The sequence below is a fragment of the Stenotrophomonas sp. Sm10 genome, assembly GCF_030985515.1.
In the GTDB taxonomy this organism is placed as follows: Bacteria; Pseudomonadota; Gammaproteobacteria; order Xanthomonadales; family Xanthomonadaceae; genus Stenotrophomonas; species Stenotrophomonas hibiscicola.
This window is the reverse complement of sequence record NZ_JAPTFO010000007.1, coordinates 1-13,885: the sequence shown is the minus strand read 5'-3', so window position 1 is coordinate 13,885 and position 13,885 is coordinate 1. Positions and strand designations below refer to the sequence as shown.

Sequence of the window (13,885 nt, the reverse complement as noted above, 5' to 3'; positions counted from 1 at the left end):
CCGTATCAACGCTGCGGCCAATGCCAGGCCGGCGCATCCAGCAGGCCCTGCCCGCTCAACAGCGTGCGGCCCTGTTCCTTGTACAGATGCAGCGAATGGCACCCTGGCGCCTGTTCCAGCGCCGCGATCAGGCGGCTGGCGTGTGACACCACCCATACCTGGCTGCGCGAACTGGCTGCGATGATCAGCCGCGCCAGCGCCGGCAGCAGGTCCGGATGCAGGCTGGTCTCCGGCTCGTTGAGCACGAGCAGCGGCGGTGGACGCGGCGTGTGCAGCGCAGCAGCCAGCAGCAGGAAGCGCAGCGTACCGTCGGACAGTTCGGCCATCGACAACGGCCGCAGCAATCCCGGCTGGTGGAAGCGCAGGGCCAGTCGACCGTCCAGCTCCTCGAAGCCGACCGTGGCACCGGGGAACGCATCGCCGACGCTGCGTGCCAACGCGACCGGGTCTCCGATCTCGATAATGGTCACCCAGGCTGCCGCCAGATCCCGGCCGTCGTGATGCAGCACCGGCGTACGCGTGGCCATCGCCGATTGCCGCGCCGGGGCATCGGCATCGCTGCGGAAATGATCGTAGAAGCGCCAACGCCGGATGTACTCGCGCAGGGCGATGGTTTCCGGCAGGCGCTGCGGATCGCCGACCTGGGTGAACAGGCTGTCGAACAGCGACAACCTGTCATCCACCAGATCCCAACCGCGCGCATGACGTTGCCGAACCATTGCCCCACGGCGATCAACCAGCAGGTTGGCGCTGCGCAGGAACGGGCCAGCCCAGATCGCCTCGGCCTTGATCTGCGGGTCCAGTGCGAAGGCCGATCGACTGGGCGGCGGGTAGCCCAGATCGATGGCGTAGCCGAATTCGTCAGTGGCGAAGCCCAACTTCAATCCCACCGATTCCTGGCGTGGGCCGCCCTGCAGGGGGATTTCGCCGGCAGCAACCCGACGGTCCATTTTTTCCGGACCCGCCCACAGCGCCGAGCCCAGCCCGCCTTCGCGGGCCAGCACCGCCGCGACGCCGCCCTGCGCGGTCTCGGCCAGCAGGCGCAGGGCACGGTACAGGCTGGACTTGCCACTGCCGTTGTCACCGGTCACCACATTCAACTGCTGCAGCGGCAGTACGAGCCCGTGCAGCGAACGATAGTGGACGATGGCCAGGGTCTGCAGCATGGGCGGCGTCCGGGGAAACAGGGCGTCATGCTGGCCGGTTCTGATCGCAGGAGCTGCGACGCCAAGTGAAACGGGAAGAGCATCCACGCATGGCGTGGATCTACTGGAGCGGCATCGAATCATCCACGCGTCGCATGCGTTCAACGCGCGAACCGCCGTGTTTCAGTCCGCCCGTTCCACCCGGTTGCGACCTTTGCCCTTGGCCCGGTACAGCGCCTTGTCGGCACGTGCCAGCGTCTCATCCACGCTTTCACCGGGCTGGTGCTGGGCCACTCCAATACTGATCGTGACCGGGAACCCCAGCGGCAGATCAGCAACGGCCAGGCGCAGGAACTCGCACTGAAGTTCGGCGGTTTGCAGGTCGGTCGCCGGCATCACCGCCACGAACTCCTCGCCGCCATAGCGCGCGGCCATGCCACGGCCGGTGAAGTGCGAGCGCAGCAGCGTGCCCAGCTCGGCCAGCACCCGGTCGCCGGTGGCGTGGCCCTGGAAATCGTTGATGTGCTTGAAGTGGTCGATGTCCAGTAGCGCGACGCAGGCCACATCGGGCTGATCCCCGGTCACCGCCACTGCCTCGTCCAGCGCCGCCGCCATCGCGCGGCGGTTTGGCAGGCCGGTCAGCGCATCGGTGCGGCTCTGCTCGGCCAGGTCGGCGTTCTGCGCCAGCAGCACGTCGTGGTACTCCGACAGCAGGCGCTCGTAATCATCGCGTTCCAGCATGTGGTTCTGGATGTCGAGCGCGAAACGGCGCAGCTCCATCACCAGCATCACCTGCCGCGACAGCGCGGCCAGCGCCTCGGCCTTGTCGCTTGGCAGGTGCTGCGGCTGTGCATCGAACACGCACAGCGTACCCAGCGGCAGGCCATCGGAACTGATCAGCGGCGCACCGGCGTAGAAGCGGATGTGCGGGTCGCCGGTCACCACCGGGTTGTCGTGGAAGCGGATGTCCTGCAACGCATCCTCGACCACCATGACCTCGTGCGGCTGCAGGATGGCGTGGCCACACATCGATTCGCTGCGCAGGTTTTCCGCCGCGTCGATGCCCTGGATCGACTTGAACCATTGCCGTTCGACGTCAATCAGGGTCACCGCCGCCATCGAGGTACCGCAGACCGCCTTGGCGATCGCCACCAGGTCGTCGAATGACTTCTCGCGCTGCGAATCAAGGATCCGGTAGCGGTACAGCGCCTCGAGCCGGAGGGCTTCGTTGGCAGGCTTGTCGGGCTTGATCATGCAGCGTCACTTCCGGCAGGTCACTGCAAAGTCTAGCTGATGCCGGCGCGTAATCCGCACAACGGGTAGTGCCGGCCGCTGGCCGGCATCCCGCGCGCATTCGATGCCTGGAGTAGCCGGCCAGCGGCCGGCACTACCGCGCGTCACCAGTCCAGCTGCTTCGGCAGCAGGCCCTGCAGCTCCTGCTCGGTCAGGTTGCGCCACTGGCCCGGCTTCAGCGCGCCGATCTTGATGTTGTCGATGCGCACGCGGCGCAGCTGGGTCACGCGATAGCCGAACTCGGCAGCCATCAGGCGGATCTGCCGGTTCAGGCCCTGCTGCAGGGTGATGCGGAAACCGAACTTGGCGATGCGCGAGGTCTTGCACGGCAGCGTCATCTGGTCGTGGATGCGCACGCCGCGCGCCATGCCGCGCAGGAACTCATCGGTGACCGGCTTGTTCACCGCCACCAGGTATTCCTTCTGGTGGCCGTTCTCGGCACGCAGGATCTGGTTGACGATGTCGCCATTGCTGGTCATCAGGATCAGGCCTTCGGAGTCCTTGTCCAGGCGGCCGATCGGGAAGATGCGCTGTTCGTGGCCGACGAAGTCGACGATGTTGCCCTTGACCGAAGTTTCGGTCGTGCAGGTGACGCCTACCGGCTTGTTCAGTGCGATGTAGACGTGGCGGCGGGCGCCGGGCTTGCGTGCCACGCGGGCGCGCAGCGGCTGGCCGTCGACCAGCACCTGGTCTTCCTCGCCTACCACCGCGCCGGTACCGGCCGGATGGCCGTTGACGGTAACGCGGCGCGCGGCGATCAGGCGATCGGCCTCGCGGCGGGAGCAGAAGCCGGTGTCGGCGATATGTTTGTTGAGTCGGGTGGTCATCGGCCCATTATCCGGCATCGCCGCCCGCTGCGCTTCACGCCAGGGCGGGCGGATCGAGCTCCTCGCCGTCGAAGACCCGGTTGCGGCCCGCCCGCTTTGCCACGTACATGGCATGGTCGGCGCGCCGCAGCAGCCCGGCCAGATCGTCCTCGCCCGGTCGCCACTGCGCCAGGCCGATGCTGGCGGTCACCTCCAGCCCCGGCACCTGCAGGGCCTGGCCAGCCTCGGTGATTCGCTGGCGCAACCGGTCCAGTCGCGCCGAAGCGGCCTCGCGCGGCATGCCCGGCATCAGCAGCAGGAACTCTTCGCCGCCCATCCGTACCACTTCGTCCTGGCTGCGCACTGCCATGCGCAGGGCACGCGCCACCGCCACCAGCACCAGGTCGCCCACGGCGTGACCATGGCGGTCGTTGATGTCCTTGAACAGGTCGATGTCGAGGAAGCCGATCACCAGCGGGCCACGCTCGCGGTCGACCCGCTCAAGGTGGCGGGCCAGCTGCTGCAGTCCGGCGCGACGGTTGGGAAGCCCGGTCAGGCCGTCGGTCTCGGCCAGCTGGCGAAGTTCATCACGCTGCTGGCGCAGCCGGCCCAGCCGCTGGTTCAACGCATACGCGGCCATCATCAACAGCCAGGTCACCGCCAGCTGCAGCGCCTCCACCCGGTATTCCAGCAGCCACGCCGCACCACAGGCATCGGCGATGATCAGTACCAGCATCGGTGCCAGCGCGGCCAGACCCGCCTGCGCCCAACGGTCGCCGCGCCAGCGTGCCCAGACGCCGACCATCAGTGCCAGGCCACATCCGGACAGATAGGACACCTGCAAGCCCTTCGCGACCCAGGCCAGATGCTCCCAGCGCAGCCACGGCACCAGCACGGCCAGCGCCATCAGGGCCCACAACACCGCCACTTGGGCCGGGCGCGATCGAGGCAGCACGCGATCGCCTCCGTTCAGCCGCCACAGCGCCGGCAGCACCAGTGCCTGGGTCGCAGCGGTCAGCGCCAGCAGCCACCATGCGCCGTGCTCGCCCACCGGCAGCCAGGGTTCCGGATAGCCGCTGAGCCCGCCGAGGATTGCCTGCCACAGCACCATCACGGTGGTGCCGGCGATGTAGACCAGGAAACTGCGGTCCCGGGTGGTCAGGAAGGCCATCAACGCCGACAGCGCCAGCGCGATCGCCACCGCGATGCAGGCCGCGCGCACCAGCAGGCGGGCGGTGTCGTTCTGCTGCACCGGGCTGGGCGCGCCCAGCCGCAGGGTCGGTACCCAACGTGTCTTCAGCGGTGTCTGCCAGGAGACCAGGAACGGCTCATGGCTGCCGGCCGGCGGTACCGCCACCAGGCCGATGCCAGCCCGGAAACGTGAATCGCGGGTGCGCGCGTCGTGCATGTTGCCGCAGATCTCGCGGTCACCATGCTGGACGCGCACTTCACCGGCAAAGACGTTGAACACGTCCAGCGCCTGCGGTTGGCCTGACCAGCCCTGCGGCGGAGCCGGCACCAGCACCTGCTGGCGGGCGCCGGACAGCATCTGCGGCGTGCATGCGCGGTGCGGCGTCGGCTCGTCGGTAGCGCCGCCGACCAGGAGATAATCATGGCCCGACACGGCCTCTGCAGCCTGAAGCGGCCACGGCAACGCCAACCACACCATCAGGACGGCCAGCACCGCTCCTGTTCCATACCGCCACTGCCTGCCGCCCACGCCACGTCCTGTTCCTGCTTACGTCCGCGCCCACTGCGCGCCGCCCCTGACGCGCATTATCGCAGCCGGGCACGCCACGCATGTGTACACCAAAGTCGGCGCCCGCGGTTCAGCCAGCCGCCGGCGGCCCCTTCACCGCGACCAGCCGTACCGGGCGCAGATCGACCAGGGTCAGCCGCTCCAGCGGCTGCGGCCGTTCGATGGCATAGCCCTGCAGCCCCTGTACGCCAAGCCGGGTCAGCGCACCGGCAACCTCGGCGGTCTCCACCCACTCGGCCACCACTTCCATCTGCAGCTCGCGCCCGAGCTCGCTGATCGCGCGCACCGTGGCGTGGCTGACAGGGTCGGTATCCATGTCGCGCACGAAGGCGCCGTCGATCTTCAGGATGTCCGCCGGCAACTGGCGCAGGTAGCCGAAGGAAGACAGGCCGGAGCCGAAGTCATCCAGCGCCATCCGGCACCCCCGTGCCTTCACCGCATCGATGAAGGCGCGGGCTTGGCTGAGGTTGCTGATCGCCGCAGTCTCGGTGATCTCGAAGCACAGCTTGGAGGCCAGCGCGCGGTTGCGCTCGAGCAGGTCGCAGACGAAGGCGAGGAATCCCGGCTCGGCGATCGACTGCGCGGACACGTTGACGTTGCACAGGCCCAGCTGGCGCACGTGCGCCGGGCACACCTGCAGGTGGCGGAACAGCAGCCCGAGCACGTGCCGGTCCAGCGCCACCGCCATGCCATAGCGCTCCACCGCCGGCATGAACTGGCCGGGCAGATGCAGGCTGCCATCGGTGCCACGCATGCGCACCAGCACCTCGTAGTGCAGGTAGGACGGATCCCCCACGCGGGCGATGCGCTGTGCATACAGCAGCATGCGATTCTCGGCCATCGCCAGGCTGACGCCCTGCAGGCGCTCGGCCTCCTGCCGCCGCTCCTCCAGCGCCATGCGGTTCTCATTGAAGCAGTGCACGCGGTTGCGCCCGGCCTGCTTGGCGGCATAGCAGGCGCTGTCGGCGGCACTCATCAACCAGTTCACGTCCGGCGCATCTGCACTGACCTCGACCACGCCGATGCTGCAGCTCAGCTGCGGGCTGCCCTCGCTGATCGGAAACGTGGCCTGGCCCAGGTTGCGGATCACCCGCTGCAGCACGCGCTTGGCCTCGTCCTGCCCGGCATGGGCGAGGAACACCGCGAACTCGTCCGCACCCAGCCGGCCGACCCAGTCACCATCACGCACCGCCGCCACCAGGTACTCGGCGAAGGCGCGCAGCATCTGGTCACCAGCGGCGTGGCCGAAGCTGTCGTTGACCAGCTTGAAATGGTCCAGGTTGATATAGCACAGCGCGTGCGTGCCGCCTTCGCTGCGCACCTGCAACAGCGCGCGTTCCAGCAGCCGTTCGATCTCGCGGCGGTTGATCAGGCCGGTCAGCGGGTCATGGCTGGCGTGGTGCTCGATCTCGCGCGCCAGTGCATGGTTCTGGCTGACGTCCTCGATGATCGCGAACACCGACAGGCCACCGGCGGCGCTGCGCACGCCGGTGCCGCTCCAGCGGCCCCAGACCAGGCTGCCATCGCGACGGCGGAAGCGCAGTTCGCTCGGCCGCAGCTGCCGGTCCCAGTCGATACGGCCCACCCCATCGATGACAAGCTCGCCGTCCATCAGCAGATCGCCCAACGACATCTGCAGCAGCACGTCGCGCCGGTAGTCGAGGATATCGGCCATCGCCTGGTTGGCTTCGATCACCTTGCCTTCGGTGTCGAGCTTGAGCATGCCGACATTGGCCTGATAGAAGGCGGCGCGGAAGCGGCTTTCATGTTCGGTCAGGTCCTTGCCGACGCGGCGCGCGAGGGCCACCGCCATCAGGCTGATCGCAAGCACCGACAGCCCACCAACCACGAGCGTGGCGATCCGCACCATCGTGGCCATGCGCAGCAACGCTCGGGAAAACGACTGCGCCTGCACCTGCAGCCGCCGGTCCAGATCGCGCAGCTGTTGCAGGTAACGGTCGCGGTCGGCCACTGGCAGCGTGCCTTCGGCGTGCGCCGACTGCAGCTCGGCGACCAGCCGCTGCACCGCCAACAGGTCATCGTCGGTCTGCCGCCACAACGCGGTTGCTTCGCGGAAGGCGCCGATGTCGCGTGCATAGCGGAACGAGAACACCAGACGCGGGATATCGGCATGTGCGTTGCCACCCTGCAGGAAGCCAAGCCGGGCCTTCTCCTCGTCCGGTACCGCCTGTTCCAGCGCCAACCGGGCCTGCAGATCTCCCAACGGAATCCGCAGGGCCTGGCGCGCGTCCTCCAGGTCCTGGGCATGGCCGCGCGCCAGGTAGCGGCTCAGCGCAGCAGTGGCATCCTGCTGCCCGCGTGACCAGTAACCCTGCCCGGCGATCCAGGCCGTCGAAGCCGCCTGCAGTTCCTGGATCAACGCGGACAATGCGACCAGCCCGATCGCCATGCCCGTCAACAACGCAAAGCGCAATCCCAGCCCACGGGTCATCGGCACCCGCCGGCTCTGCTGGTCCGTGCCACTTCTACCCATCCCGGATCCCCCCGAATGTGCTGCGGTGACAACCTGCCTTGGAACCGGCCCAGCCTATGACCGGCAATGTGTGGGCCATGCGAAAAAGGGGACGGAGGGGATTAAGTCGTTTTCGGCATAAGCGCATGGCCTGCCATTTACGACTTAATCCCCTCCGTCCCCTTTTCCTGTACGCCAGCCCGGGGCTGGCGTTGTTATGGACGGCTGCGGGTGCGGCTTAGAAGCTGCGCGGGCCGCGCGGCTTGAAGCCGTCACGACGCGGCGGGCGGCTGTCGCGGTCACCGCCGCGGTCGCCACCATGGCCACCCGGACCACCGGGGCCACCACGACGCGGGCCACCCGGGCCGCCCGGGCCACGCTTGTCGAAGCGCGGCTTGAACGGACGCGGGGCCGGGTTGGTGTCTTCACCCGGAGCCAGCGCACGCATCTGCAGCTGCTGGCCGGACACCCACACCTTCTGCAGGTGCGACAGCACGTCCGGCGGCATCTGTGCCGGCAGGTCCAGCAGCGAGAAGTCGTCGTGGATGTCGATGCGGCCGATGAAGCGGCTTTCCAGGCCCGCTTCATTGGCAATGGCGCCGACGATGTTGGCCGGCTTCACGCCATGCTGATGGCCCACCGAAATGCGGTAGGTCTCCATGCCCTGCTCCGGTGCACCACGCGGCGGAACCTCACGGCGCGGACGCTGCTCAAAACCACCTTCGGCGTCGTCGCGACGCGGGCCACGCTCGAAGCGCGGACCGCGCTCGTTGCGGTCGAAGCGATCGCCACGCTCCGGACGGTCGCCACGGTCGAAACGCTCGCGCGGGGCGCGCTCTTCACGCGGGGCACGCACCGGCGGCTGCAGTAGGAACGGGGTGTCACCCTGCAGCATCCTGGCCAGCGCGGCGGCGATCTCGATGGCCGGCACGTTCTGCTCGTTCTCGAAGCGCTCCAGCAGCTGGCGGTAGAAGTCCAGGCCACCGGCACCCAGGGTTTCGCTGATGCGCGAGGTGAACTTGTTGATGCGGGTGTCGTTGACCGCTTCCACGCTCGGCAGCTGCATCTCTTCGATCGGCTGGCGGGTGGCGCGCTCGATCTGGCGCAGCATGCCCTTCTCGCGCGGGGTCGCGAACAGGATCGCCTCGCCGCTGCGGCCGGCACGACCGGTACGGCCGATGCGGTGCACGTAGCTTTCGGTGTCGTACGGGATGTCGTAGTTCAGCACGTGGCTGATGCGCTCCACGTCCAGGCCGCGCGCGGCCACGTCGGTGGCAACCAGGATGTCCAGCTTGCCTTCCTTCAGCATGGCGATGGTGCGCTCACGCTGGGCCTGCTGCATGTCGCCGTTGATGGCGGCAGCGGCCAGGCCACGGGCCTGCAGCTTGCTGGCCAGTTCTTCGGTGCCGGCCTTGGTGCGCGCGAAGATGATCATCGCGTCGAACGGCTCGACTTCCAGGATGCGGGTCAGCGCATCCAGCTTGTGCATGCCGCTCACCCACCAGTAACGCTGGCGGATGTTGGCCGAGGTGGTGGTCTTGGCCGCAATGGTCACTTCCACCGGATCCTGCAGGTAGGTCTGCGCGATGCGGCGGATCTGCGGCGGCATGGTGGCCGAGAACAGGGCCACCTGGCGCTGCTCCGGCAGCTTCTTCAGCACCGCTTCGACGTCGTCGATGAAGCCCATGCGCAGCATTTCATCGGCTTCGTCCAGCACCAGGGTCTTCAGCTCGGACAGGTCCAGGGTGCTGCGGTCCAGGTGATCGATCACGCGGCCGGGGGTACCGACCACGATGTGCACGCCACGGCGCAGCGCCGACAGCTGCTGGCCGTAGGGCTGGCCGCCGTACACCGGCAGCACGCGGAAGCCCGGGATCTTCGACGAATAGGACTGGAACGCCTCGGCGACCTGGATGGCCAGTTCGCGGGTCGGCGCCAGGATCAGGGCCTGCGGCTTGATCTGCTGCAGGTCGATGTTGGACAGTACCGGCAGTGCGAACGCAGCGGTCTTGCCGGTGCCGGTCTGGGCCTGGCCCAGCACGTCGCGGCCTTCCAGCATCGCGGGGATGGTAGCGGCCTGGATCGGCGACGGGGTTTCGTAGCCGATGGCGGTGACCGCCTGCATCACGGGCTCGGACAGGCCGAGCTGCGCGAACTGCAGCGGCGCTTGGGAATCTTGGGACATGGGGAACTCCGAAGGCACTGCCGTCTTCCTGGCAGTGCGATAAAAAAGGGATGGTCCGCGCTTTGGGCGCCCTTCTTATCGCGTGCCCTGGCGCTGCTCGGTCGGAGGAGATTTCACTCGCTCAGAGCGGGATGATACCGCATTGATCCTGAACGAGGCGTACAGCTTTCCGTGCGCGTGCCGTCGAGCCCGTGCTGGCGCACAATACGCGCCCGCTTCCCGGCCCGGCCGCTGGCCTGCGCCCTCTTCCCAGGAACCCGCTCCATGCAGATTCTCGAATTCGACCTCGACGGTGACTACGTCGAACTCAAGCAGCTGCTCAAGCTGGCCGACCTGGTCACCAGCGGCGGCGAGGCCAAGATGGTCATCAGTGAAGGCCAGGTGCGGGTCGATGGCGAAATCGAGCTGCGCAAGGCCTGCAAGATCCGCGCGGGCCAGGTGGTCGAATTTTCCGGCAGCCAGATCCGAGTGCTGGCTGCCGGCTGATCTGAAGCCGTTCAGGCCACGCGCTGGGTCAGGTGCGAGGCGATCAGCTGCCTGAACGGTGCCACGCCCTGCGCCAGGCGCAGGCCAGCCGCACGCAGCAGGCGCGCCGGGCGACGGTCGTCGGTGTACAGGCTGGCGATCGCATTGGTGGCTTCGTACAGCGGCCGCGACGCCAGCCGATGCCCCCGCTGGTAGCTGGTCAGCATGCCGGCGGCAGCAATGTCGGCACCGCGACGCTGCTGCGCGACGATGCCCTGCGCCAGCCGCTGTGCGCTGGCCAGGCCCAGGTTGAAGCCATGCGCGGTGACCGGATGCATGCCGACTGCGGCATCGCCGATCAGCGCAGAACGCTCGCCGACGAAACGGTGCGCGTACACACCTACCAGCGGGTACGCCTGCGGCGTCGCCACCGGCTGCATGCGGCCCAGGCGATGTTCAAAGCACGCACTGATGGCATCGCCGAAGGCCACCTCATCCATCGCCAGCAGTTCTTCGATCTGCCGCGGCGGCAGCGTGATCACCGCCGATGCCTGGCCCTCGTTGAGCGGCAGCAGCGCCATGGTGCGGCCGTAACCGAACCATTCCCAGGCCGTGTGGTGATGGTCGCGCTCGACCTGCATGCGGCACACCAGCATCGACTTGCCGAAGTCGCGCATCTGCGCACCGATGCCAAGCATGCGGCGGGTGGCGGAGAAGCGGCTGTCAGCCGCGACCAGCAGGCGGGCGTGCAGTTGGCTGCCGTCATCGAGTCTGACCACGTGGCCCTGCGCATCGGCCTGGACGCGCTGCACCTTGCGCCCGTCGAACAGGTCCAGACCATCCTGGTCCTGCACGGCATCCCATGCAGCGCGGCGGATCAGATGGTTGGGCACCAGCCAGCCCAGCGGCTGGCCGTCGACCTGGCTGCTGGCGAAGGTCAGCGCGAACGGCGAACCGCCGTTCATCACCTTGGCATCGCGCAGTTCAGCGACTTCGGCCGGCGGCAGGCGCTGCCACAGCCCCAGCTGCTCCATGCTCTGCCGCGAGGCATGGGTCAACGCGATCTCGCGGCCATCGAAGGCGGCCTCGGCCAGCGCCTGGCGCGGTTGAACTTCGACCAGCCCGACCTGCAGGCCACTGCCGGCCAGCGCCCGAGCGAAGCACAGGCCCGCCGGTCCGGCGCCGACCACCACCACGTCCATCCTGCGCATGCGCGTCTCCTGCCGTTGATTCAGTCCGGGCCAGCATAGCGCCGTGCGCCTGACCGTCCTTGATCTGGATCAGGCGCGGGTCACAACAACGCGAACACCAGCGCCAGGATCGACAGCAGCGACACCAGCCACACCAGGCTACGCAGGTAGGGCACGCCGGCCGCGTACAGGGGCAGATAGACCACACGCGCCCAGAAGTAGGCCTGCGCAGCCAGCGCCGTGGTGCCGTTGCCGCGACCGGACACGACTACTGCAATGGCGGCAGCGGCGAAGAACGGGAAGGTTTCCAGGAAGTTGGCCTGGGCCCGCTGCAGGCGGCCGGCCAGCGGGCTGAGCGGCTTTGCATCGCCATCGCGTGCCGAGGCATTCCACTTCATCCCGCGCTCGCGGGTGACCACGGTGGAGGTGGCGAAGATGTACACGAAGCCGAGCACGATCGACCAGGCCAGCATTGCCAGTTCAGTTGCCATCGATCATCTCCTCAGGGTGCCGACGCACGCAGGCTGTAACCGGCCAGGCGCCACACCTGGTCTTCGTCGAAACGGAACGAGACCAGCTCGCGCACCGGCTGCGCGCTGTTGGCGAAACGGGTCGGGAAGCTGACGTTGATGTAAAGCCCTTCCGGCACCGCAGCACCGGCGCTGTACTTGACCCGGGTGATGGTGGGCTGGCCTCGCCCGGCCAACGCACCCAGGCGCGCACGCTCGGTGGTCAGCTGGCTGACGAAGGCGGCCTTCGGCACCGCACGACGGGCGACGGCCGAAGCGCCATCCCACAGTTCGCCGGCGCGGTTGGCATCGACCAGCTGCGCCGCCTTCAACGCAGCCGCGCCCATTTCGGCGTCCTGCTTCTGCACCTGGGCCTGCTGCGCGGCGGTCAATGCCGGAGCGCCGGCGGTGGCCGGTTTCGCAGCCGCCGGCGATGCCGGGGCCGGGCGCGCGGGTGCCGGTGCCGGCGTGGCCGGCGCAGGTGCCTGCGCCAACGCAGTCAGGGGCAGCAGGGACAGCAGCAGGAGCGCGCGCTTCATGGACACCGCCGGTTCTCGAGGAAAGGACCGCAGTCTACGCCAGCGCGGTGAGCGGTTCGTCAGCGCGCGTGGGCGTTGCCTTCCACCGCCGCCGCATCGGCCTGCGCCGCAGACTTGCCTGCATCGTCGGCTGCCTGCTCGGCCATCCGCGGTTCCGGCGGTGCCGGGGGCAGCGTCGCCACATCGATCTCCGACAGCGGGCTTTCGTCCGGGCACACCGCGTCGGGAAAGCCGAAGCGCTGTTTCAACGCCTGGCCGCAGCTGTTGATCGACTCCATGTCGGCGCCTTCGCGCTTGCATTGCTGGTCGAAGGCGACCAGGAACGCGTCCTTGCGCTGCACGAAATCATCGCCGCAGGCACGCATCTGCTTGATCCGTTCCAGATCATCCTGCACCGCATTGGTCCCATCCAGGCCGTACTGGCGCAGCTCGTCCGGAGTCAGCAGGCGCAGGCTGCGGTTGGGCACGGTCATCATCAGATCGGCCACGCCCACCGCCACGCCATTGCGCTGCAGATAGTCCTTCACGTTGTCGTAGACCTCGTGCAGCTCGCGGTTGAGTTCCGCGCGCGAGGTGGCCTTGGAGCTGATCCGCATCATGCGGTGGATGCCGACCTTGCCCGACAGCAGGCGGTTGTCACCGGCGGCCAGCACGAACACGCAGGCGCTGTGGCAGATCGAGCCTTCGCGCACCCAGATGGTCCAGCCGGATTCACCGATGCTGTCACCGGCAACGATCGCCGATTCCACCTGGCCGCCGCTGGAATCCAGATCGAGGATGCGCTTGTGGATCTTCTGCTGGTCGGCGACCACCGCCAACCGCCACATCATCTCGGCGAAGCCCGGATTGATCTTGCCGGCGTAACGCACGCGCATCAGGCCGCGCTCGGCGCACGGCGCCAGCGCCTGAGTGATCTGCTCGCGCTGCAGGCCTTCCAGCTCGACACCGTCGCCGGCATCGCCAGCATATTCCGTGCTGCAGCTGACCCAGGCACGGCCATTCTCAAGCTGCGCCTGCGGCCACGGCCGATCCGCCTGGCTGCGCGGCGGCGCTGGCGGTGGCGGTGCATCGGCCGCATTGATCGACACCATGTTCTCGCCATCGCTGGCCGGTGCCCGCGCCGCCTTGTCGGCAGCAGTCACATTGCCCGGATTTTCCAGCTGGCTGCAGCCCGCCAGGGCCAGGCACAACAGGGGCAACCAGCGGCGTTTGGCGGACATCGGGCAACCAGTCTTCACGTGAGCAGGAGCCACAGTCTACCCGTCCGGGGCACCCGTTCAGCGCGTGGCACTGAACCCCTTCTGACCCTCTGGTTCCAACCTTTTCATTACAGCGTCTTGCACCACTCCATCCACGCATGGCGTGGATCTACCGTGTCGACCAAGGTCGACACCCAGAGCGGGATGCCGTTCCGGCAGGCCGCGGGAAACTGTCGAAGGCGGGGTGGGTCCGGTGGCAGGGGCGTGAGCGCCATGGATGGCGCGACCGAGCTACAGGGACGTACTTGCAGCGCCCCCTGCC

General features: G+C 68.0%; 11 protein-coding genes. 1 reads left to right on the top strand and 10 read right to left on the bottom strand.

Annotated elements, in window-relative coordinates; translation table 11 throughout:
* Positions 1 to 5: 5 nt before the first annotated feature.
* The 6 genes from O0J15_RS03305 to O0J15_RS03280 form a co-directional block, all read right to left on the bottom strand.
* Positions 6 to 1,166, bottom strand: coding sequence for an AAA family ATPase (locus O0J15_RS03305; protein ID WP_308305077.1), 1,161 nt, complete (start codon positions 1,164 to 1,166; stop codon positions 6 to 8).
* Positions 1,167 to 1,328: 162 nt separating this feature from the next.
* Positions 1,329 to 2,399, bottom strand: a complete 1,071-nt coding sequence (locus O0J15_RS03300; protein WP_308305076.1) for a sensor domain-containing diguanylate cyclase — start codon at positions 2,397 to 2,399, stop codon at positions 1,329 to 1,331.
* A gap of 143 nt (positions 2,400 to 2,542) precedes the next feature.
* Positions 2,543 to 3,265: a pseudouridine synthase gene (locus O0J15_RS03295; RefSeq protein ID WP_019659152.1), complete on the bottom strand. Its 723-nt coding sequence runs from the start codon at positions 3,263 to 3,265 to the stop codon at positions 2,543 to 2,545.
* Positions 3,266 to 3,299: 34 nt separating this feature from the next.
* On the bottom strand, positions 3,300 to 4,964 hold the full coding sequence (locus O0J15_RS03290) for a diguanylate cyclase (protein ID WP_188250084.1): 1,665 nt from the start codon (positions 4,962 to 4,964) through the stop codon (positions 3,300 to 3,302).
* A 109-nt stretch (positions 4,965 to 5,073) separates the two neighbouring features.
* Entirely contained in the window at positions 5,074 to 7,497 is a 2,424-nt protein-coding gene (locus O0J15_RS03285) for an EAL domain-containing protein (protein WP_308305075.1), read from the bottom strand.
* 217 nt (positions 7,498 to 7,714) lie between these two features.
* On the bottom strand, positions 7,715 to 9,661 hold the full coding sequence (locus tag O0J15_RS03280) for a DEAD/DEAH box helicase (RefSeq protein WP_049413970.1): 1,947 nt from the start codon (positions 9,659 to 9,661) through the stop codon (positions 7,715 to 7,717).
* A gap of 264 nt (positions 9,662 to 9,925) precedes the next feature.
* Here O0J15_RS03280 and O0J15_RS03275 point away from each other — a divergent pair, with 264 nt between their 5' ends.
* Positions 9,926 to 10,147 carry an RNA-binding S4 domain-containing protein gene (locus tag O0J15_RS03275; RefSeq protein ID WP_019659156.1) on the top strand — a complete coding sequence of 74 codons (222 nt, stop codon included), beginning with the start codon at positions 9,926 to 9,928 and terminating at the stop codon, positions 10,145 to 10,147.
* An 11-nt stretch (positions 10,148 to 10,158) separates the two neighbouring features.
* On the opposite strand, the gene ubiM is transcribed toward O0J15_RS03275, so the two are convergent.
* The 4 genes from ubiM to O0J15_RS03255 form a co-directional block, all read right to left on the bottom strand.
* The gene (gene ubiM, locus O0J15_RS03270) at positions 10,159 to 11,337 is read right to left on the bottom strand and encodes a 5-demethoxyubiquinol-8 5-hydroxylase UbiM (RefSeq protein WP_021203643.1); all 1,179 of its coding nucleotides are present in this window, start codon (positions 11,335 to 11,337) and stop codon (positions 10,159 to 10,161) included.
* 80 nt (positions 11,338 to 11,417) lie between these two features.
* Complete coding sequence (locus O0J15_RS03265; RefSeq protein ID WP_021203642.1) at positions 11,418 to 11,807, bottom strand: MAPEG family protein; 390 nt, start codon at positions 11,805 to 11,807, stop codon at positions 11,418 to 11,420.
* Between the two features lie 11 nt (positions 11,808 to 11,818).
* A complete protein-coding gene (locus O0J15_RS03260; RefSeq protein WP_019659159.1) occupies positions 11,819 to 12,364 on the bottom strand; it encodes a DUF4019 domain-containing protein in 546 nt (181 codons plus the stop codon).
* Positions 12,365 to 12,423: 59 nt separating this feature from the next.
* Entirely contained in the window at positions 12,424 to 13,584 is a 1,161-nt protein-coding gene (locus O0J15_RS03255; protein ID WP_134729396.1) for a hypothetical protein, read from the bottom strand.
* Positions 13,585 to 13,885: the final 301 nt, after the last annotated feature.

Coding starts and splice junctions, on each gene's coding strand:
- O0J15_RS03305 (WP_308305077.1), bottom strand. CDS start 1,166: ATGCTGCAGACCCTGGCCATCGTCCACTATCGTTCGCTGCACGGGCTC.
- O0J15_RS03300 (WP_308305076.1), bottom strand. CDS start 2,399: ATGATCAAGCCCGACAAGCCTGCCAACGAAGCCCTCCGGCTCGAGGCG.
- O0J15_RS03295 (WP_019659152.1), bottom strand. CDS start 3,265: ATGACCACCCGACTCAACAAACATATCGCCGACACCGGCTTCTGCTCC.
- O0J15_RS03285 (WP_308305075.1), bottom strand. CDS start 7,497: ATGGGTAGAAGTGGCACGGACCAGCAGAGCCGGCGGGTGCCGATGACC.
- O0J15_RS03280 (WP_049413970.1), bottom strand. CDS start 9,661: ATGTCCCAAGATTCCCAAGCGCCGCTGCAGTTCGCGCAGCTCGGCCTG.
- O0J15_RS03275 (WP_019659156.1), top strand. CDS start 9,926: ATGCAGATTCTCGAATTCGACCTCGACGGTGACTACGTCGAACTCAAG.
- ubiM (WP_021203643.1), bottom strand. CDS start 11,337: ATGCGCAGGATGGACGTGGTGGTGGTCGGCGCCGGACCGGCGGGCCTG.
- O0J15_RS03265 (WP_021203642.1), bottom strand. CDS start 11,807: ATGGCAACTGAACTGGCAATGCTGGCCTGGTCGATCGTGCTCGGCTTC.
- O0J15_RS03260 (WP_019659159.1), bottom strand. CDS start 12,364: ATGAAGCGCGCGCTCCTGCTGCTGTCCCTGCTGCCCCTGACTGCGTTG.
- O0J15_RS03255 (WP_134729396.1), bottom strand. CDS start 13,584: ATGTCCGCCAAACGCCGCTGGTTGCCCCTGTTGTGCCTGGCCCTGGCG.